General features: G+C 75.5%; 21 protein-coding genes. 13 read left to right on the top strand and 8 right to left on the bottom strand.

The features are described 5' to 3' along the window. Positions 1 to 31 precede the first annotated feature (31 nt). The 3 genes from BLW63_RS15655 (at position 32) to BLW63_RS26900 (ending at position 1528) form a co-directional block, all read left to right on the top strand. A complete protein-coding gene (locus tag BLW63_RS15655) occupies positions 32 to 628 on the top strand; it encodes a TenA family protein (RefSeq protein ID WP_091158204.1) in 597 nt (198 codons plus the stop codon). Beyond that, a complete protein-coding gene (locus BLW63_RS15650; protein ID WP_091158203.1) occupies positions 625 to 1242 on the top strand; it encodes a TenA family protein in 618 nt (205 codons plus the stop codon). The genes BLW63_RS15655 and BLW63_RS15650 overlap by 4 nt, the downstream gene beginning before the upstream one ends. A gap of 115 nt (positions 1243 to 1357) precedes the next feature. Then, positions 1358 to 1528 (top strand): hypothetical protein, encoded by a 171-nt coding sequence (locus BLW63_RS26900; protein ID WP_170856799.1) that lies wholly within the window; start codon positions 1358 to 1360, stop codon positions 1526 to 1528. Positions 1529 to 1545: 17 nt separating this feature from the next. Here the strand turns inward: BLW63_RS26900 and BLW63_RS15645 are convergent, their stop codons facing one another. Both BLW63_RS15645 and BLW63_RS15640 read right to left on the bottom strand, forming a co-directional pair. Further along, on the bottom strand, positions 1546 to 2838 hold the full coding sequence (locus BLW63_RS15645; protein ID WP_091158200.1) for an Nramp family divalent metal transporter: 1293 nt from the start codon (positions 2836 to 2838) through the stop codon (positions 1546 to 1548). 122 nt (positions 2839 to 2960) lie between these two features. After that, the gene (locus BLW63_RS15640) at positions 2961 to 3671 is read right to left on the bottom strand and encodes a Mut7-C RNAse domain-containing protein (protein WP_211517130.1); all 711 of its coding nucleotides are present in this window, start codon (positions 3669 to 3671) and stop codon (positions 2961 to 2963) included. Between the two features lie 97 nt (positions 3672 to 3768). Here BLW63_RS15640 and BLW63_RS15635 point away from each other — a divergent pair, with 97 nt between their 5' ends. From BLW63_RS15635 to BLW63_RS15615, 4 genes are all read left to right on the top strand, one after another. Continuing rightward, a complete protein-coding gene (locus BLW63_RS15635; protein WP_091158198.1) occupies positions 3769 to 4281 on the top strand; it encodes a VOC family protein in 513 nt (170 codons plus the stop codon). Between the two features lie 106 nt (positions 4282 to 4387). Next, positions 4388 to 4948, top strand: coding sequence for a GNAT family N-acetyltransferase (locus tag BLW63_RS15630; RefSeq protein WP_091158196.1), 561 nt, complete (start codon positions 4388 to 4390; stop codon positions 4946 to 4948). A 512-nt stretch (positions 4949 to 5460) separates the two neighbouring features. After that, positions 5461 to 6129, top strand: a complete 669-nt coding sequence (locus tag BLW63_RS15620; protein ID WP_091158194.1) for a GntR family transcriptional regulator — start codon at positions 5461 to 5463, stop codon at positions 6127 to 6129. Further along, positions 6116 to 7135, top strand: coding sequence for a 1-aminocyclopropane-1-carboxylate deaminase (locus BLW63_RS15615; protein WP_091158191.1), 1020 nt, complete (start codon positions 6116 to 6118; stop codon positions 7133 to 7135). Before BLW63_RS15620 ends, BLW63_RS15615 begins: the two co-directional genes overlap by 14 nt. Positions 7136 to 7278: 143 nt before the next feature. On the opposite strand, the gene BLW63_RS15610 is transcribed toward BLW63_RS15615, so the two are convergent. From BLW63_RS15610 to BLW63_RS15600, 3 genes are read right to left on the bottom strand one after another with little or no spacing between them, the layout of a single operon-like run. Then, a complete protein-coding gene (locus BLW63_RS15610; protein WP_091158188.1) occupies positions 7279 to 7971 on the bottom strand; it encodes an alpha/beta fold hydrolase in 693 nt (230 codons plus the stop codon). Further along, entirely contained in the window at positions 7968 to 8177 is a 210-nt protein-coding gene (locus tag BLW63_RS15605; protein ID WP_091158185.1) for a hypothetical protein, read from the bottom strand. Before BLW63_RS15605 ends, BLW63_RS15610 begins: the two co-directional genes overlap by 4 nt. 36 nt (positions 8178 to 8213) lie before the next feature. Next, a complete protein-coding gene (locus BLW63_RS15600) occupies positions 8214 to 9230 on the bottom strand; it encodes an NADP-dependent oxidoreductase (RefSeq protein WP_091158182.1) in 1017 nt (338 codons plus the stop codon). Between the two features lie 203 nt (positions 9231 to 9433). On the opposite strand from BLW63_RS15600, the gene msrA reads away from it, so the two are divergent. The 5 genes from msrA to BLW63_RS15575 all read left to right on the top strand — a co-directional run bounded on the left by msrA (position 9434) and on the right by BLW63_RS15575 (position 14793). Further along, a complete protein-coding gene (gene msrA, locus BLW63_RS15595; RefSeq protein ID WP_091158180.1) occupies positions 9434 to 10087 on the top strand; it encodes a peptide-methionine (S)-S-oxide reductase MsrA in 654 nt (217 codons plus the stop codon). A 78-nt stretch (positions 10088 to 10165) separates the two neighbouring features. Then, positions 10166 to 11290, top strand: a complete 1125-nt coding sequence (locus BLW63_RS15590; protein ID WP_091158392.1) for a class I SAM-dependent methyltransferase — start codon at positions 10166 to 10168, stop codon at positions 11288 to 11290. Between the two features lie 61 nt (positions 11291 to 11351). Further along, a complete protein-coding gene (locus BLW63_RS15585; RefSeq protein ID WP_091158177.1) occupies positions 11352 to 12443 on the top strand; it encodes a class I SAM-dependent methyltransferase in 1092 nt (363 codons plus the stop codon). Positions 12444 to 12575: 132 nt separating this feature from the next. Then, a complete protein-coding gene (locus BLW63_RS15580; protein ID WP_091158175.1) occupies positions 12576 to 14162 on the top strand; it encodes a methyl-accepting chemotaxis protein in 1587 nt (528 codons plus the stop codon). A 127-nt stretch (positions 14163 to 14289) separates the two neighbouring features. Further along, a complete protein-coding gene (locus BLW63_RS15575; RefSeq protein ID WP_091158173.1) occupies positions 14290 to 14793 on the top strand; it encodes a hypothetical protein in 504 nt (167 codons plus the stop codon). A gap of 84 nt (positions 14794 to 14877) precedes the next feature. Here the strand turns inward: BLW63_RS15575 and pucL are convergent, their stop codons facing one another. The 3 genes from pucL to uraD all read right to left on the bottom strand — a co-directional run bounded on the left by pucL (position 14878) and on the right by uraD (position 16790). Further along, the gene (pucL, locus tag BLW63_RS15570) at positions 14878 to 15768 is read right to left on the bottom strand and encodes a factor-independent urate hydroxylase (RefSeq protein ID WP_091158390.1); all 891 of its coding nucleotides are present in this window, start codon (positions 15766 to 15768) and stop codon (positions 14878 to 14880) included. A gap of 56 nt (positions 15769 to 15824) precedes the next feature. Beyond that, on the bottom strand, positions 15825 to 16142 hold the full coding sequence (gene uraH / locus BLW63_RS15565) for a hydroxyisourate hydrolase (protein WP_091158170.1): 318 nt from the start codon (positions 16140 to 16142) through the stop codon (positions 15825 to 15827). A gap of 150 nt (positions 16143 to 16292) precedes the next feature. Beyond that, a complete protein-coding gene (gene uraD / locus BLW63_RS15560; RefSeq protein WP_091158168.1) occupies positions 16293 to 16790 on the bottom strand; it encodes a 2-oxo-4-hydroxy-4-carboxy-5-ureidoimidazoline decarboxylase in 498 nt (165 codons plus the stop codon). Between the two features lie 44 nt (positions 16791 to 16834). Between uraD and BLW63_RS15555 the strand changes: the two genes are divergently transcribed. Then, positions 16835 to 18097 (top strand): DUF6986 family protein, encoded by a 1263-nt coding sequence (locus BLW63_RS15555; protein ID WP_211517129.1) that lies wholly within the window; start codon positions 16835 to 16837, stop codon positions 18095 to 18097. Positions 18098 to 18099 lie beyond the last annotated feature (2 nt).

Genomic DNA, 18099 nt, shown 5'->3' with positions numbered 1-18099 from the left:
CACAGTAGACCCGACGCGTACGGTCCCCGCCGTGCCGGTCGCCGAGCTCCCCTCCCGCCACCCCGACCCTTGGCGGGCCGCGACCCGCCACCCGTTCCTGGACGCCGTCCGGGACGGGACGGTCCCGGCCGCGGCCTTCGACACCTGGCTGGTGCAGGACGCCCGCTTCGTGTCCGACCTGCTGGCCTTCCAGGCGCGGCTGCTGGCCCGCGCGCCCCGCCCGGCGCAGGCCGTCCTCGCCGGCGGTCTGGTCGCGCTGGTCGACGAGCTGTCGTGGTTCGAGGAGCAGGCCGCCGTCCGCGGGCTGGACCTGGACGCGGCGGTGCTGCCGGTCACCGCCGCCTACGCCGGGCTGCTCGGGCGGCTGGACGCCACCGACGTCGGGACGGCGCTGACCGCGCTGTGGACCATCGAGCGGACCTACCTCGACGCCTGGTCGGCCGCGCGGCCCGGGGCGCCGGAGTACCGCGGGTTCGTCGAGCACTGGACCCAGCCGGGGTTCGCCGGCTACGTCGCCGGGCTGGAGGCGGCCGCGGACGGCGTCCCCGCAGCCGACGCCGACGCCGTGTTCACCGAGGTGGTCGCGGCCGAGGTGGCCTTCTGGGACATGGCTGTGGAGGCGGCGTGAGCCTCTCCGCCGACCTGTGGGCGGCCAACGCCGACCTCGCCGCCGAGGCGCTCGCCTCGCCGTTCGTCGCCGGGATCGGCGACGGGACGCTGCCCCGCGCGGTCTTCGCCGGCTACGTCGCCCAGGACGCGTTCTTCCTCGAGTCCTTCGCCCGCGCCTACGCCGTCGGGATCGCGCACAGCCCCGATCGGGCCACCCTGGACACGTTCGCCGACCTGCTGGCCGGCGTCCGGCGGGAGCTGGCGCTGCACGCCGGCTACGCCGCCCGCTGGAGGATCGACCTGGCGGCGGTCGAGCCGCTCCCGGCGACGCTGGCCTACACCGAGTTCCTGCTCTCGACGGCCTTCCTCGGTGGGATCACGCTGACCGCCGCGGCGATGACCCCGTGCATGCGGCTCTACGCGCACCTGGGCCGGTCGCTGTCGGCCGACCGCGCCGGGGACTACGCCGAGTGGGTCACCACCTACGCCGACCCCGGGTTCGAGGAGCTGGCTGCCACCCTGGAGCGGCTGCTCGACCGGCACGCGGACGACGTCCCCGCCGTGCGGTCGGCCTACCGGCGGGCGATGCGGCTCGAGGTCGGCTTCTTCGACGCCGCCTGGCGCGGGGCCTGACCGGCCGGTTCCACACGGAACCCCGCGTCCCCCCATCCCTCGCGAGCTCGGGACGGGACCCTGACGCGGGGCCGTTGCAGCACCCTCCGGCGGGCCGCGCTGGTTGACTGCCCGCATGGTCGCGCCCATCCCCGAGCCGGACCCGAGCATCGATCCCACCGAACCGGTGCCCGACGATCCGGGCGAGCTGCTGCCCGACGCACCGGAGCCCCTCCCGCCCCCGCCGATCGAGCCGACGCCCGGTGACCCGGGCGGTGACCCGGGCGGTGTCCCCGAACCCGCGTGAGGCCTCGTGGTCCTTCTTCAGCCGAGCACGAAGCCCAGCAGCAGGTGGGCGTTCAGGCCGATGATCAGCGCCGCCACCACGGCGCCGGCGACCGTGGTGACCCGCCGGTTGACCCAGCCGCCCATGAGGTCGCGCCGACTGGTGAGCCACAGCAGCGGCACGAGGGCGAACGGGATGCCGAACGAGAGCACCACCTGCGACCAGACCAGCGCGGTCGTCGGGTCGCCGCCGAGCACCAGCACCAGCAGCGCCGGGGCGAGGGTGATCAGCCGGCGGGCGAGCACCGGGATGTGCCGGCGCAGGAACCCGGCCATGACCACCTGGCCGGCGTGCGTGCCGACCGACGACGAGGCGAACCCGGAGGCCAGCAGCGCGAGCGCGAAGGCCAGCGCCGCCCCGGAGCCGAGCTGGGCGCCGAGTCCGGCGTGCACGCCCTCCAGCGAGCTCGCGTCGTCCCTGCCGGTGAACAGCTGCGCGGCGATGACCAGCATCGCGGCGTTGACCAGCCCGGCCAGCCCCATGGCCAGCAGCACGTCGAGCCGCTGGGCGCGCAGCAGCCGGCGCCGTCCCTGCTCGGTCCTCCCGGCGGTGACCACGTCGCCGTAGCGGCCCGGGGTGAGCGCGGAGTGCACGTAGATGACGTGCGGCATCACCGTCGCGCCGAGGATGCCGGCGGCCAGCACCAGGCTGTCCGGGCCGGCGAAGGAGGGCACCAGCCCGCCGGCCAGCCCGGCAACGTCGACGCCCGACCCGACCAGCGTGTAGCCGAAGCCCAGCCCGATGACCAGCAGCAGCCCGGTGATCACCCGCTCGAAGGGCCGGTGCCCGCGGGACTGCGCGGCCAGCAGCACGAAGGCGACGACGGCGGTGATCAGCCCGCCGATCGGCAGCGGGACGCCGAACAGCAGGTACAGCGCGACCGCGCCGCCGACGATCTCGGCCAGGTCCGTGGCGATCGCGACCGCCTCGGCCTGCAGCCACAGCGCCCGGGTGACCGGCTTCGGCAGCTGCTCGCGGCAGTTGGTGGCCAGGTCGCGGCCGGTGGCCAGGCCCAGCTTGGCGGTCAGTGACTGGATGAGCATCGCCATGAGGTTGGCCGCGACGATCACCCACAGCAGCGTGTAGCCGAAGGCGGCGCCGCCGGAGAAGTTGGTCGCGAAGTTGCCCGGGTCCACGTACGCGACGGCGGCCACGAAGGCCGGGCCCAGCAGCGGCCAGATGCGCCGCCGGCCCGTGGCCGGGGCCGGTCGTCTCGGCGTGCCGACCAGGGTGGTGGGCAGGACGGCGGCCTCGGTCTTGGAGAGGTACACGGCGGCCTCGCAGGGGTGGGTCGGGCGGGTGTGCGCGCATCGGGTGAGCGGTCGCTCCTGTCCTGCCCGCCGCCGGTGTCACACCGGGGCCAAGCCGTGGCCCCCGGGGGCCGAGGTGAGCCTCACCTGTATCGCGCGACGAGCTGCTCGATCCGCCGGGCGTGCGCGCCGTGCCAGTAGACCCGGCCGCACGCCCGGCAGCGGGCGAAGTCGTCGAAGGTCCGGCGGGTGCCCGGCGGCAGCCGGTCGGCGACGTCGGCCTTCGCCACCGGCTCCAGCCCGGCGCCGCAGGCAGTGCAGCGGGTCAGCGGCGCCAGCGCGGGGGCGAACCGATCGAGGACGTCGGCCAGCTGGTCGTCGGGCCGGCCGCCCCGCACGAGCGCGCCGCGCACGCCCCGGCGCATCAACAGGCCGCGGTCCTGGGTGAGCAGCACGCGGTCCTCGGCGGCGGCCCGCGCGGCGAGGTCGGCGTCCGCCGCGTCGTTGGACCAGGCGGCGGCCAGGCCGAGCAGCCGCAGCCGGCGGGCGAGCGCGCCCAGGCCCACGTCGAGCAGGAACCCGCCGGACGGCACCGGCTGCGGCCGACGAACGGCCGCCACCTGCACCACGCTCCCGGGTCCCGGCCGCGCGGTCGGCTGCGTCGGGACGCCGTCCAGCCGCAGCCCGCCGACCTCGGTCATCGGCACCCCGGCCGCCTGCACGACGTGGGCCACCGTCGCGTCCGGGTCGTACCCGAGCCGCCGCTCGCGCGCCGCCCGGTCCCGCGGGCGCAGCAGGAAGGCCAGCTCGGGTGGCACCCGGACGGCGACCACCGGGGCGGACGAGGCGGCCACGGGGAGCCCGTACCCGGGCGTTCGGCGCAGATGCTTGAACTCTCAAACAAATGGGTGCACACTGGACGGCGTCCCCCCGACCCGTCAGGAGCCCGCCGTGCCCGTCCAGCGCCTCAACCACGCCGTCCTCTACGTCCGCGACGTGGAGCGCAGCCTCGCCTTCTACCGCGACGTCCTCGGGTTCCGCGTGAAGACGGAGATTCCCGGCGCCGCGGTGTTCCTCCAGGCCGAGGGGTCGACCAACGACCACGACCTGGGCCTGTTCCGGGTCGGCGAGGGCGCCGGCGCCTCGGAGGCCGGTCGCCGCACCGTCGGCCTGTACCACCTGGCCTGGGAGGTCGACACGCTCGCCGAGCTGGCCCGCGTCCGCGACGCGCTGCTGCAGGCCGGTGCGCTCGTCGGGGCGTCGGACCACGCCACCACCAAGGCCCTCTACGCACAGGACCCCGACGGCCTGGAGTTCGAGGTCTCCTGGCTGCTGCCGGCCGCGCTCGTCACCCCGGAGCTCACCGAGGGCGCGCCGATGACCGCTCCGCTGGACCTCGATCGCGAGATCGCACGATACGGCGCGGACACCCGCGGCGGCGTAGGGGTCTCCGTCCCCGCCTGAGAGAGGACCCCGTCCTCCCCGTGAAGGACCCCCTCCTCCCCACCCTTCACAAGCTCAGGGCGGGGCCCGGGAGGGTGGCCGTTCCCTGCGGGGACCATGGCTCCCCGTGGACCCGGTCGAGCTCGCCGCCGGCGCGCTGCTGCTGCGGCCCTGGCGCGAGGACGACGCCGACGATGTCGTCGCGGCGATGCAGGACCCGGTCATGCGGCGGTGGAACGGCCTGCCGGCCACGACCCGCCCCGACGCGCTGGCCTTCCTGCGTCGGCGCGGCGACTGGAGCACCGGCGACCACGCCTCCTGGGCCGTCACCGACGCCGCGACCGGCGGGCTGCTCGGCTCGGTGACGCTGCACTCCCTCGACCGGGAACAGGGCAACGCGCAGGTCGGCTACTGGACCGTCCCCCCGGCGCGCGGGCGGGCGGTCGCCGTCCGGGCGGTGGACGTGGCCTGCCGGTGGGCCTTCGCGGCCGTGCCGCTCGACCGGGTCGAGCTCTGCCACGCCGTGGAGAACACCGCCTCCGGCCGGGTGGCGGAGAAGGCCGGCTTCACCCTCGAGGGGCGGCTGCGCCGCTCGTACCGCTACGGCGACGGCGCCCGGCACGACGAGCTGATCTGGAGCCGGCTCGCCGACGACCCCGCGCCCGACCTCAGCAGCCGCAGGCGGTGAGCGGGTCGACCGCCGGGGTGCGGACGCCGTCCGGCGTCGCCACGGGCAGGCCCTCCCGCGCCCAGTACTCGAAGCCGCCGAGCATCTCCCGCACCCGCTAGCCAGCAGCGGGAGCGCGAGCGCCGCTCGCGTCGCGCCGTTGCAGCCCGGGCCCCATCAATAGGTCACGACGGGGACGGCGCGGTCCAGCTCCGCCGCGGCGCGCTCGGCGACCTCCCGGCCGGGCAGGTGTACCGCGCCGGGCACGTGGCCGGCGTCCCACCGGCCTCCCGACTGCGGCTGTCGACCAGCACGAAGCCCGGGTCCCCGACGCGAGCGCCTCTTCCACGTCGCCGACGTCGGTCCCGACTGACAACCGGTACGCGAAGTGGGCAGCCGCGTCGGCGGGGGAGGTCCAGTCGGTGGACATGCCAGCACTGTCCGGCCGCGGCCCGCCCGTCACGAGATCCCGACCCGCCAACGACCGCACCGGATCGGCCAGCCTCTTGACGTGACGCAGGCTGACATCTGAGATGTCAGTTGTGGTCCTCGCCCCCGTCCCCCGCGTGCTCCTGCGCGACGTGGCCCTCGAGCGCATCCGCGCGGCGATCGTCTCGGGCGACCTGGAGCCCGGCGCGGTGGTGAAGGACGCCGAGCTGGCCGCCCGGCTCGGCCTGTCGGTCGCCCCGGTGCGCGCGGCGCTGGCCCGGCTGGCCGACGAGGGCCTGGTCGAGGCCAAGCCGCAGAGCCACACCCGGGTCACCCCGCTGCGGGTGCGGGAGGTCCGCGACGCCGCCGTCGTCATCCGGGCGATGCACGAGCTCGCGGTCCGCGAGGCCGTGCCCGCGGTGACCCCGGACGACGTCGTGGCCATGCGCGCGGCCAACGAGCGCTTCGCCGCCGCGGTGCGCACCGGGGACGTCGACACCGCGCTGGCCGCCGACGACGACCTGCACGGCGTGCTCCTGGTCCGCTGCGGCAACACCGCGCTCACCGCGACCGTCGAGCGGTTCACCCCCGCCGTCCGCCGGCTGGAGCGCCGGCGCTTCGCCGCGGCGCACGGCGCGGAGTCCGTCGACCTGCACGACCGCCTGATCGCCGCCTGTGCCGACCACGACGCCGACGCCGCCGTCACCACCACCACCGAGATCTGGACGGCGCTGCTGTCCGAGCTGGAGGAGACCCCCGATGGCCCTGTCTGACTTCCCGCGGTACCCGCTGCTGTTCGGCCCCTCGCCGGTGCACCGGCTCGACCGGCTCACCGAGCGCCTCGGCGGCGCCGCGGTCTGGGCCAAGCGCGAGGACTGCAACTCCGGCATCGCCTTCGGTGGCAACAAGACCCGCAAGCTCGAGTACCTGGTCGCCGACGCGCTGGCGAAGGGCTGCGACACGCTCGTCTCGATCGGCGGCGTCCAGAGCAACCACACCCGCCAGGTCGCCGCGGTCGCCGCCCGGGTCGGGCTCAGGTGCGTGCTCGTGCAGGAGAGCTGGGTGGACTGGCCCGACGCCGTCTACGACAAGGTCGGCAACATCCTGATCAGCCGGCTGGCCGGCGCGGACGTGCGGCTGGTCAAGGCCGGCTTCGGCATCGGCTTCAAGGAGAGCTGGGAGGCGGCGCTCGCGGAGATCGAGGAGCGCGGCGGCACGCCCTACGCGATCCCGGCCGGGGCGAGCGACCACCCGCTCGGCGGGCACGGCTTCGCGGGCTGGGCGTACGAGGTGGCCGCGCAGGAGGCCGAGCTCGGCGTCTTCTTCGACACCGTCGTCGTGTGCTCGGTGACCGGCTCCACCCAGGCCGGGATGGTCGCCGGCTTCGCCCAGCTGGAGGAGCAGGGCGGCCGGCCGCGCCGGGTCCTCGGCGTCGACGCCTCCGCGAAGCCCGCCGAGACCCGCGACCAGGTGCTGCGGATCGCCCAGCGGACGGCGCGGGCCATCGGCCTGCAGCGCGAGCTCACCCTGGACGACGTCGAGCTCGACGAGCGCTACCACGCCGGCGTCTACGGCATCCCCGACGAGACGACGATCCGCGCGATGGAGACCGCCGCCCGCACCGAGGGCGTGGTCACCGACCCGGTGTACGAGGGGAAGTCGATGGCCGCGACCATCGACCTCGTCGGCCGCCGGGAGATCGACCCGTCGTCCACCGTGCTCTACGCGCACCTCGGCGGGCAGCCGGCGCTCAACGGCTACAGCGCCCTGTTCTCCTGAGCGGCGGACCCCTCCGCCCGACGCCGCGTTGATCCCGACGCCGCGTTGATCATGGGCATGTTGCCGGCGACACGCGCGGACACGTCGTGGTCGGTCGCATCATCGCCATGATCAACTGGCAGGAGGAAGGAGGGGGCGGAGGCTCAAAGAGGGACTGCGAGCTCCCGGCCCGCCAGGGCCGCCCGCAGGTCGGCGCGCCACGGCGCCAGCCCGGTCCCGGCGAGGACGACGTCCCGCACGAAGGCGTGCCAGACCGGCGCCCGGCGCACCATGCTGTGCCCGCCGGCGATCGTGAACCGCGCGATGTGCGCGCCGGCCTGCTCCGCGCGGAGGGCGAAGTCGGCCGACAGTGCGGCCGGCACCCAGCGGTCACCGCGGCCGTGCAGGACGGCCACGGTCTGGCCGCGCAGGTGGTCCACCGGCTCGCCGGGCGGCGTCCACGGCGCGAGCGCGCAGACCGCCCGCACCGAGGCGTCGTCCCCGGCGCGCAGCACTGCGCGACCACCCATCGAGTGGCCGACCAGCACCACCGGGACGTCGTCGCCGTGCCGTTCGCGCACCTCGCCGAGGGCCCACCGGACGTCGGCGTGCGCGTCGGCGGCCACCCCGTTCCAGCCGGCCACCCGGTAGCGCAGCACGTAGGTGCCCAGGCCGCGGTCGGCCGCGGAGGCGCGCACGAACTGCTCGATGGCGCGCATCCGCAGCAGCGACAGCGCCCGCTCCTTCGGTGGCTGGACGCTGGCCACGGTGCCGCCGTGGCAGAAGACGGCGAGCGCCCGGGTCGGTCCTCGGGCGGGCTCGTGGTCCAGGCCCGGGCGGATGCCGCCGGTGGTCACCGGCGCCGGCGCCGGCGTCCGCCGCGGAGCGTCGCGCGGGCGCGGTCGCCGAGGTCGCCGGCCTTGTACAGCCCCCGGGTCACCTGGGTGGACCCGGTGCGCCGCTCGAGAGCCCGCGCGGCCCGGCGCAGCAGGCCGGTGGCGAGGGGGACGACGACGGTCAGCAGCAGCCAGGTGCGCACCCGGCTCATCAGGAGGAACCACATGATCGGCAGTCTGCCCTGATGGTGCTCGCGGGAACCTCAGTCGGGGTCGGGTGCGAGGCGGACCACCATCTTGCCGACGTTGCCCCCGCGCAGCAGGTCCAGGAAGGCCGGCACCGCCTGCTCGATCCCCTCGCGGACGGTCTCCCGGACGACGAGGTCGCCGGAGCGCAGCCAGCCGGTGACCGTCCCGGTGAACTCCGGGCGCAGGTCGGCGTGGTCGCTGACGAGGAAGCCGCGCAGCGTGAGCCGCTTGCCGACCATCAGGCTCATGTTGCGCGGCCCGGGCGGCGGCTCGACGGCGTTGTAGCCGGAGATCGACCCGCAGAGCGCGGCCCGGCCGTGCACCCGGAGCGCGCCGATCGCGGCCTCGAGGTGCTCGCCGCCGACGTTGTCGAAGAACAGGTCGATCCCGTCGGGCGCCGCCTCGGCCAGCCCTCGCGTGATCCCGTCCCGGTAGCTGAAGGCGGCGGTGGAGCCGAGCTCCCGCAGCCAGGCGACCTTCTCCGGCGACCCGGCGCTCCCGACCACGCTGCCGGCCCCGCGCAGCCGCGCGAACTGGCCGACCAGGCTGCCCACCGCGCCGGCGGCCCCGGACACGAACACGTCGTCCCCCTCGCGGAAGGCGCCGACCCGGAACAGCCCGGCGTACGCGGTCAGTCCCGGCATGCCGAGCACGCCCAGGAACCAGGACGGCGGGACGTCGGTCGCCGCGGGCAGCCGGGTGGCCTGGGCGGCGTCGAGGACGGCGGTCTCCCGCCACGCGGCGTCGGTGAGGACCAACGAGCCCTCGGGCAGCCCGGGCGCGCGCGAGGCGACCACCCGGCCGACGGCGCCGCCCCGCATCACCTCGCCGACCTTCCACGGCGGCGCGTACGAGGGCCCCGAGCGCATCCGCCCGCGCATGTACGGGTCGACCGACATGACGACGTTCCGGACGACGACCTGCCCCTCGGCCGGCTCGGGGACGGGCACCTCGACCAGCCGGAAGTCCGCGGGGGTCGGTTCGCCGTGCGGCTGGGCCGCCAGGTGCCACTCGCGCGTCGTCGCAGACATGCCCCGATCCTGCACCCGGTCGACCGACGTTCCCGCGGGACCGCCGTCGGGCCCCCGCCCTCGTCGGCGTTCCCGCGGGAACGTGTCCTCCGTCCGGACGGACCCGGCCGGCGGCCTGGCCCGGACGGTGTCCGCCGAGGTCGGGCGCCCGGTCGCTGCCCGTGGCACCCGGTCTCTTTGCGGTACCGGCCTACGCTCGGAGCATGTTCTTCTCCCGGTTCAAGACCCAGCCGGTGGCTCCTTCGAACGCGCTGCCGGGCCGCTCCACCCCGCTGCCCTCCGTCCCGGAGCTGCACGCGGTCAACGGCAACCGCATCCAGCCGCCGTTCCCCGACGGCATGCAGACCGCCGTCTTCGGGGCCGGGTGCTTCTGGGGCGTGGAGAAGGTCTTCTGGGAGCAGCCGGGCGTCTACTCGACCGCGGCCGGTTACGCCGGCGGCCACACGCCCAACCCGACCTACGAGGAGGTCTGCTCGGCGCAGACCGGCCACACCGAGGTCGTGCTGGTCGTCTTCGACCCGGCGGTGACCTCCTACGAGCAGCTGCTCAAGGTCTTCTGGGAGGACCACGACCCGACGCAGGGCATGCGCCAGGGCAACGACGTCGGCACCCAGTACCGCTCGGCGATCTACTACGCGTCGCCGGAGCAGGAGGCGGCCGCCCGGGCCAGCCGCGAGGCCTTCCAGCAGCGGCTGACCGCCGCCGGCTACGGCGAGATCACCACGGAGATCGCGCCGCTCGGCGACTTCTACTACGCCGAGGACTACCACCAGCAGTACCTGTACAAGGTCCCCAACGGCTACTGCCCGATCCACTCGACGGGCGTGTCCTGCCCCGTGGGCCTGTCGGGCGTCTGAAGAAGGACCCCGTTGCCCCCCGCCACTCGCAGGCTCGCGGCGGGACCCTGCAACGGGGCCGCCGGCGTGGTGACCGGCGTGGCCGACCTCGGGCTCCTCGAGCAGCTGCGGCGGGAGCCGGACGTCGAGGCGCCGGAACTGGTCGCCGTCGACGCCACCGACCGGCTGCTGCTAGACGAGGCCGCCGGCCTGCTCGCCGCGGCCGGTCCCGGTGCGGTCGCCGTCGTCGACGACTCCCACGGCGCGCTGACCCTGGGCGCGGTTGCCGCCGGTGCCCGCGACGTCCGGGTGCACCAGGACCTGCTCGTCGGCGAGCTGGCGCTGGCCCGCAACGCCGAGCGCACCGGCCTGACCGGCACGTACCGCTCACTGCCGCTGGGCCCCGGGCTGGCGGACGGCGCCCGGCTCGTGCTGGCCAAGGCGCCGAAGTCCCTCGACGCGCTGCGCGAGCTCACCGAGGTGGTGGCCTCCTCGGCCGCGCCCGACGTCACGCTGCTGGTCGGCGGCCGGGTCAAGCACATGACCCACGCGATGAACGACGTCTTGCGCCTCGGGTTCAGCGACGTGCACGCGACGCTGGCCCGGCAGAAGTCGCGGGTGCTGGTCGCCCGCGGGCCCCGGCCGGGCGTGGCGTCGTCCTCCCCGCGCCGGCAGGCGCACCCCGACCTGGGGCTCACGGTCTGCGCGCACGGCGCCGCGTTCGCCGGCACGAGGGTGGACGCCGGCACGCGCGCGCTGCTCGCCGTGCTGCCCCGGATGGCCCCCGACGCCCGGACGGCGCTGGACCTCGGCTGCGGCACCGGCGTGCTGGCCACCGCGCTCGCGCTCGCCCGGCCGGAGCTGACCGTGCTGGCCGGTGACCAGTCCGCGGCGGCGGTGGCCTCGGCGGTGGAGACCGCGGCGGCCAACGGGGTCGCGGAGCGGGTCCGGGTGGTGCGGGACGACGCGGCGTCGTCCATCCCCGATGCCAGCGTCGACCTGGTCGTCTGCAACCCGCCGTTCCACCTCGGCGCGGCCGTGGTCACCGGCGCGGCCGACCGGCTGTTCGCCGCGGCGGGACGGGTGCTGAGGCGCGGCGGCGAGCTGTGGTGCGTCTACAACAACCGGCTGCCGCACCGGGCCGCGCTGCGCCGGCTCGTCGGCCCCACCCAGGTCGCCGCGTCCGACCGGCACTTCACCGTGACGGTCTCGACGCGCCGGTGAGCCCGCACCGAGGCCCGACGGCCCTGGCCCGGCCATCCGGGGAGGGCCACCGTCGGGGCGCATGACGACGACCGACACCCCGCCCGTCGACGCCACCACCGCGCTGGCCGAGCGCCTGTTCGACGGGGTGATCGCCACCCTCGAACTGGCCGCGGTCCACCTCGGCAGCGAGCTGGGCTGGTACCGCGCCCTCGCCGAGGCTCCCGCGACCGCGCCCGAGCTCGCCGAGCGCACCGGCACCGCCCTGCGCTACGCCCGCGAGTGGCTGGAGCAGCAGGCCGTCGCCGGCCTCCTCACGGTGGACGACGAGACCGCCGCCCCCGACGAGCGGCGCTACACCCTGCCCGAGGCGTACCGCCCCGTCCTCGTCGACCGGGACGACCTCTCCTACATGCCACCGTTCGTGCAGCAGGCGCTGGTGTTCAGCCGCAACGTGCCGCGACTGCTCGAGGTCTACCGCAGCGGCGGCGGACTGTCCTGGGCCGAGATGGGCGAGGCCCGGAACGCCCAGGCCGCCGGCAACCGGCCGTACTTCCTGGGCCCCATGGCCTCGCAGGACCTCGCGTCCGTGCCCGAGATCGACGCGGCGCTCCGGGCCGGCGGCCGGGTCGCGGACGTCGGCTGCGGCATGGGCTGGTCCTCGATCGGGATCGCCCGCGCCTATCCGCAGGCTCGCGTCGACGGCTTCGACGTCGATGAGCCCTCCGTCGAGCAGGCGCGGCACAACGCGGAGGAGGCCGGCGTCGCCGACCGGGTGCGCTTCACCACGGTGGACGCCGCGGCCGCGGGGCAGCCCGGCAGCTACGACCTGGTCACCGCCTTCGAGTGCGTGCACGACCTGGCCGACCCGGTGGCGGTGCTCGCCGCGATGCGCCGCATGGTCCGCCCGGGCGGCACCGTCCTGGTCGTCGACGAGAAGGTGGCCGAACGGTTCACCGCGCCCGGCGACGACCTGGAGCGGCTGATGTACGGCTTCAGCGTCACCTGCTGCCTGCCCGACGGGCTGTCCACCCGGCCGTCGGCAGGCACCGGCACGGTGATGCGGCCGGCCACACTGGAGCGCTATGCCCGCGAGGCCGGGTTCGCCGGGGTCGACGTCCTCCCCGTCGAGCACGAGATGTTCCGCTTCTACCGGCTGCGCGCCCAGACGTGAGTCGGGCCACCTTCCGGAACCAGAAAGGACTCGGCACGGGGGCGGTTCGGCTGTAGTCGTCCGACGCCTGCGCCGAACTGCGTGTCAACGGTGCGCACCTCCGCGCCGATCCCTCCCCGCAGGAGTGCCGGCATGGCGCGCAACCTCTGGTCCGACCGTCCCCTCGGCGTGAAGCTCGGAACGCTGGTCGCCGCAGGCGCCGTCGTCCTCGCCGTCTTCGCCCTGATCGCCATCCGGGCGCTGCAGAGCACCGAGACCACCGCGGGTGACCTGCTCGCCAGCGCCGAGGTGACCGGGGACGTGCTGACGGCCGACATGATGCACGACGCCGTCCGCGGCGACGTGCTCCAGGCGCTGGTCAGCGGCGGGCAGGGCGACCTCTACCGGGGCGCGGTCGCCGACCTGGCCGAGCACGACCGGGTCTTCCGCGACCTCCTCGCCGAGATCGCCGGGGACGGCCTGAGCCCGGAGATCGTTGCGGCGGTCGAGGAGGTGACCCCCGCCGTCGACGCGTACCTCCTCGCCGCCCAGCAGATCGTCACCACCGCCGGGCAGGACCCGGTGGCCGCGCAGGCCGCCTATCCCGCGTTCGGTCAGACGTTCTCGGCGCTCGAGGACGAGCTGCCGGTGCTCGCGGACGCCGTGTCGGCGTTCGCGGAGGGCGCGGTCGCGCACGCGGACGGACAGCGCAGCACCGCCATCACCCTGGCCCTGGCGATCGCCGTCGCGGGGGTGGTCGTGCTGGCCCTGCTCGGCTGGGTGGTCACCCGCTCGGTCGTGCGCCCGCTGCAGCGCGTCGGCGCGGTGCTGGCCGCCATGGCCGACGGCGACCTGCGCGGCACCACCGGCGTGAACAGCGGGGACGAGGTCGGCCGCATGGCCGCCGCGCTGGAGACCTCGATGGGCAACGTGCGGGCCGTGCTGACCTCGATCGGCGAGACCACCGGGACGCTCGCCTCGGCCACCGAGGAGCTCTCGGCGACCGCCCAGGACATGACCCGGCTGGCCGACGAGTCTTCGGTGCAGAGCGGCGTGGTCGCCGACGCCGCCGGCCAGGTGTCGGTCAACGTGCAGACCGTGGCCGCCGGCTCGGAGGAGATGGGCGTCTCGATCCGCGAGATCGCGCAGAACGCCAGCGAGGTGGCCCGGGTCGCCGGTCAGGCCGTGCAGGTCGCCGACTCGACCAACGCGACCGTCGCCAAGCTGGGCGAGTCCTCGCTCGAGATCGCCAGCGTCGTCAAGACGATCACCGCCATCGCCGAGCAGACCAACCTGCTCGCGCTCAACGCCACCATCGAGGCCGCGCGGGCCGGCGAGGCGGGCAAGGGCTTCGCCGTCGTCGCCAACGAGGTCAAGGAGCTCGCCCAGGAGACCGCCAAGGCCACGCAGGACATCACCGCGCGGGTCGAGGCGATCCAGGGCGACACCGAGGGCGCGGTGCGGGCGATCGGGGAGATCGCGCAGATCATCGCCCACATCAACGACTCGCAGGGCACCATCGCCGCCGCCGTGGAGGAGCAGACCGCGACCACCACGGAGATGAACCGCAACGTCGCCGAGGCCGCGCAGTCGGCCGGGCAGATCGCCGAGAACATCACCGCGGTGGCCGGCGCCGCGACCGCCACGACCCGCGCCATGACCGACGCCCGGACGGCGATGGACGAGGTGGCCCGGATGGCCTCGACGCTCAGCGCGTCGGTGCAGCGCTTCCAGTACTGAGCCGATCCCCTGTCCCCACCACTCGCCGGCTCGCGGCGGGCCCCTGCAGGAGGGCCCGCCCAGGCCGGTCGGTGCTGCCAGGAGCCCGGGCCTGGGCACCGGACGGGTCGGCGGGCACGCTGACGGCATGACGACCCCGCGCACCCTGCCGTCCACCGTCCGCAGGGTGCTGCCCTGGCTGCTGCGCTGGTGGGCGGTGCAGGCCGCGCTCGCCGTCGTCGGCCGGCTGGTGGCCCGGCGCAAGAACGAGGGCGACGAGAGCACGGCCGGCATCCGGCGGGTCGTGGTGGTCGGCGGCGACGAGTTGCGGCCGGTGCACCCAGAGCTGTCGCGGGTGCGGCTGGACGTGCTGATGGGCGGCGTCCAGCTCGACCTCGGCGCCGTCCCGCACGTGCCGGGCGGGGTGGACCTCACCGTCCGGGCGCTCATGGGCGGGGTCGGGCTGACGGTGCCGGCCGGCTGGAAGGTGTGGTGGGACTGCAAGGGCGTGGGTGGGGTGGGCTTCGCCCAGGACGACGGGCTGGTGCACACCGACGACGAGCGCGGCGCCGACCTGCGGGTGCACGCGACCGTGCTCCTGGGCGGCATCGGCATCGAGGGTGCGCCGCAGGACGACAGCTGGGGTCGCTGACCGGGCACGGCGTCCGCGCCTCACGGTGTGCACGCAGCGCGGTCCCGGCGCGCTCGAGACTGCGCTGCGTGCACACACCGCCGCTCAGCAGAAGCCCGGCGTCCCCAGCCAGGCGACCTCGGCGGGAGGGACGTCGTCGCGCAGCACGGTGCCCTCGATGAGCCCGTAGGGGCGGTCGTCGGCGTGGTACACGACGCCGGGGTTGTCCAGCCCGAACGCCGAGAGGTCCGCCAGGTTGTGGTGCTTGTTCGGCATCGACAACCGCACCTCGGCGACGTCGGGGCAGCGCTCCAGCACGGCCTCGCCCATCGCGTAGAGCGTCTGCTGCAGCGCCAGCGAGTGCGTGACGGCGAAGGTCTCGAGCAGCGTCGTCCGGACGACGTCGAAGGTGGCGTCCCAGTCCAGGTCGGCAGCGCTGTAGCGCCAGCGCGCGGTGACCGCCGTGGCCAGGATGCGGTCGCGGGTCTCGGCCAGCGTCGTGTAGCGGTCGCGCGGGAAGCCCCAGAACTCCGAGCCGGTGGTCTTGAGGACGGCGAGGTCGCGCAGCCCGGCGAGCACGTGCGCGTCCGCGCCGTCCACCGTGACCACCGCCGTCCGGACCTCGCCGCCGTCGCGGCGGAACGCGTGCTCGTGCGGCTGCCCGCCGACGGCGATCCGCTGCCAGCCGAACGAATCGACCGCGATCCGAGCGCCGCAGATCCACGGGTAGGCGCCGGCGAAGTGCCGGGCCAGCCGCAGCGCGAACGCCTCCGGTGAGCCGACGCCGTCCCGGGCGAAGGCGAAGACGGTGTTCTTCTGGGTGTCGGTCGCCAGCACGTGGGCGTTGTCGCCGGCGGTGTGCGCGGCGGTGAAGTCCCCGCGCAGGCTGCTGCTGACGTTCAGGTCGACCAGGGTGTGCCGCGGGCCGCTGCGGTCCACCGCGACCACGCGGACCTCCGCCTTGCCGTACTGGTTGGGGCCGAGCCGGATCGCCATGCGCCGCACTGTTGCACGTGGAACAGCGCGGGCAGGCGGTGCCCTGGAGGGGCCTGTCAACTCCCGCGGTAGGTCGAGTAGGCGAACGGCGCCAGGAGCAGCGGGACGTGGTGGGAGTCGGCCGGCTCGCGGACGGCGAAGGCCAGCACCACCTCGGGGTAGAAGGTGTCCCGGCCCTGGTCGGCGAACCAGGGGCCGGTCGAGAACACCAGCCGGTGGGCACCCGGTGCGGTCGCCCCGTCGACCAGCCGGCAGCGGCCGTCGGCGTCGGTGACCCCCTCGGCCATCAGCTCCTCCCCGGCGAGCAGCCGCACCGCCATCCCCATCGCCGGCCGCCCGAGCACGGCGTCCAGCACGTGCGTCGACACGCTCACGCGTCCACCTCGCTGGCGCTCGTCGGCCGCCTTCGCGACGCTGCTGTGCCCCTGCGTGAGCTCGCGAGCTCGCTCACGTGTCCACCTCGGTGGCGCTCGTCGGCCGGGTTCGTGACGCTGCTGTGCCCCTGCGTGAGCTCGCGAGCTCGCTCACGAGACGAGCTCGCGCACCCGCAGCGCGGTGATCTCGGCGAGCTGGCCGGTCACCTCGGCGCGCTCGGCCTCCTCGTCGTTGCCCAGCCGGCGGCGCAGTTCGGCGAGCAGCTCCTCCGGCGACCGGCCCGCGGCGCGGACGAGGAACACCCGGTCGAAGCGCTCCTGGTACGCCCGGTTGCCCTCGACCAGGGCGGCCCGCGTCGCGTCGTCGGCCGAGCCCACCGCGCTCTGCTCCCGGCGGGAGGCCTCCGCCTCGGGCGAGGAGCCCTCCGGCCGCTCGCCGATCCGCGGGTGGACGGCGATCGCCAGCTCCACCTCCTCCCACGGCAGCCCGCGCACGGCTTCCTCGGCGCGGGCAACCAGCGCGTCGACGTCCGGGTAGGGCCGGCCGGCCACGACCTGTGCGGCGAACCGCGGCGCGGCGTTGCACGTCCGGAGGGCCTGGACGGCGCGGTCGGCGGACTCGGCGTTGAAGTCGTCGAGGGCGGCCATGCGACGAGGATGGCAGCCGGCGGTCGCCGTGGCAGGGTCGACGGATGCCGCTCCCGGAGGACGTCCTCGCCGAGCTCGACCGGCGGCTCGCGCCGGTCGACGCCGCCCGCGCCGCCGCCTTCCCGGGCGACCGGACGACGCGGCAGCCGGTGCACACCTGCTACGTGCCCGCCGACGCCGTCGTCCCCGGCCTGGCCGCCGCCTGGGGGGACGCCGCGCTGGCCGCCCTCGACGAGCACGGCCTGCCCGACCTCGGGTACGACGACGCGCTGCTCGAGCAGGTGCTGCCCCGGGTGCGCGCCAAGCTCGCCGCCGAGCCGGTCGAGGACCTGCGGGTGGACGCCGAGGACGGCTACCGGGGCCCACCCGAGCGGGAGGACGACGACGTCCTGCGGGCCGCCGCGGTCGTGGCCGCCGACGTCGCCGCCGGCACCGCCCCGCCGGAGCTCGGCATCCGGGCCAAGAGCCTGGAGCCCCCGACCCGCCGCCGCAGCGTCCGGTCCCTCGACCTGTTCCTCGGCGGTCTGGCCGGCGTCCCCCGCGCCACGGTCACGCTGCCCAAGGTGACCGACGCCGAGCAGGTGCGGGCCTTCCTCTCGGTGCTCGACGCGCTGGAGGCCGTGCACGGCGTCGCCCTCGACCTCGAGCTGCAGGTCGAGACGCCGCAGGCGGTGGTCGGCCCCGACGGTGCGGTGACCCCCGCGCGACTGGTGCACGCGGCCGGACCCCGGCTGACCGGGCTGCACTCGGGCACCTACGACTACAGCGCCGCGCTCGGCATCGCCGCAGCCCACCAGTCCTCCGACCACCCGGCGCTGGACCTCGCCAAGCAGGTGATGCAGGTCGCCGTCGCCGGCACCGGGGCCGTGGCGGTCGACGGCTCGTGCAACGTGCTGCCGGTCGGCGACCGCACGCAGGTCCAGGCGGCCTGGCGGCTGCACGCCGGGCTGGTGCGCCGGGCCCTGGAGCGCGGCCTGTACCAGGGCTGGGACCTGCACCCGGCCCAGCTGGTCCCCCGCTACACCGCCACCTACGCCTTCTTCCGGGCGGCGCTGCCCGCCGCGGCGGCCCGGCTGGCGGCCTACCTGGACCGGGTGGACGGCGGCGTCCTCGACGAGCCGGCGACCGCGCGGGCGCTGGCCACGGTCGTGCTGCGCGGCCTGGACTGCGGGGCCGTCGACGACGCCGAGGTGCGCGCGGCGACCGGTGTCGACCGCGCCGTCCTCGACCGACTCGCCGGTCGGACCGCGCGCGTCGCCCCGCCCGCAACCGGCCGTGGTGGCCCCCGACCTACGATCCCCTCGTGATG

The sequence above is a fragment of the Geodermatophilus africanus genome (assembly GCF_900107105.1).
In the GTDB taxonomy this organism is placed as follows: domain Bacteria; phylum Actinomycetota; class Actinomycetes; order Mycobacteriales; family Geodermatophilaceae; genus Geodermatophilus; species Geodermatophilus africanus.
This window is presented reverse-complemented; position numbering and strand designations above follow the sequence as displayed.

Bases quoted from the DNA above. Each gene is read 5' to 3' on its own strand.
- BLW63_RS15600 (WP_091158182.1), bottom strand. From the start codon at position 9,230: ATGTCTGCGACGACGCGCGAGTGGCACCTGGCGGCCCAGCCGCACGGC.
- BLW63_RS15620 (WP_091158194.1), top strand. From the start codon at position 5,461: ATGTCAGTTGTGGTCCTCGCCCCCGTCCCCCGCGTGCTCCTGCGCGAC.
- BLW63_RS26900 (WP_170856799.1), top strand. From the start codon at position 1,358: ATGGTCGCGCCCATCCCCGAGCCGGACCCGAGCATCGATCCCACCGAA.
- uraD (WP_091158168.1), bottom strand. From the start codon at position 16,790: ATGGCCGCCCTCGACGACTTCAACGCCGAGTCCGCCGACCGCGCCGTC.
- pucL (WP_091158390.1), bottom strand. From the start codon at position 15,768: ATGGCGATCCGGCTCGGCCCCAACCAGTACGGCAAGGCGGAGGTCCGC.
- BLW63_RS15615 (WP_091158191.1), top strand. From the start codon at position 6,116: ATGGCCCTGTCTGACTTCCCGCGGTACCCGCTGCTGTTCGGCCCCTCG.
- msrA (WP_091158180.1), top strand. From the start codon at position 9,434: ATGTTCTTCTCCCGGTTCAAGACCCAGCCGGTGGCTCCTTCGAACGCG.
- BLW63_RS15605 (WP_091158185.1), bottom strand. From the start codon at position 8,177: ATGTGGTTCCTCCTGATGAGCCGGGTGCGCACCTGGCTGCTGCTGACC.
- BLW63_RS15555 (WP_211517129.1), top strand. From the start codon at position 16,835: ATGCCGCTCCCGGAGGACGTCCTCGCCGAGCTCGACCGGCGGCTCGCG.
- BLW63_RS15580 (WP_091158175.1), top strand. From the start codon at position 12,576: ATGGCGCGCAACCTCTGGTCCGACCGTCCCCTCGGCGTGAAGCTCGGA.
- BLW63_RS15585 (WP_091158177.1), top strand. From the start codon at position 11,352: ATGACGACGACCGACACCCCGCCCGTCGACGCCACCACCGCGCTGGCC.
- BLW63_RS15575 (WP_091158173.1), top strand. From the start codon at position 14,290: ATGACGACCCCGCGCACCCTGCCGTCCACCGTCCGCAGGGTGCTGCCC.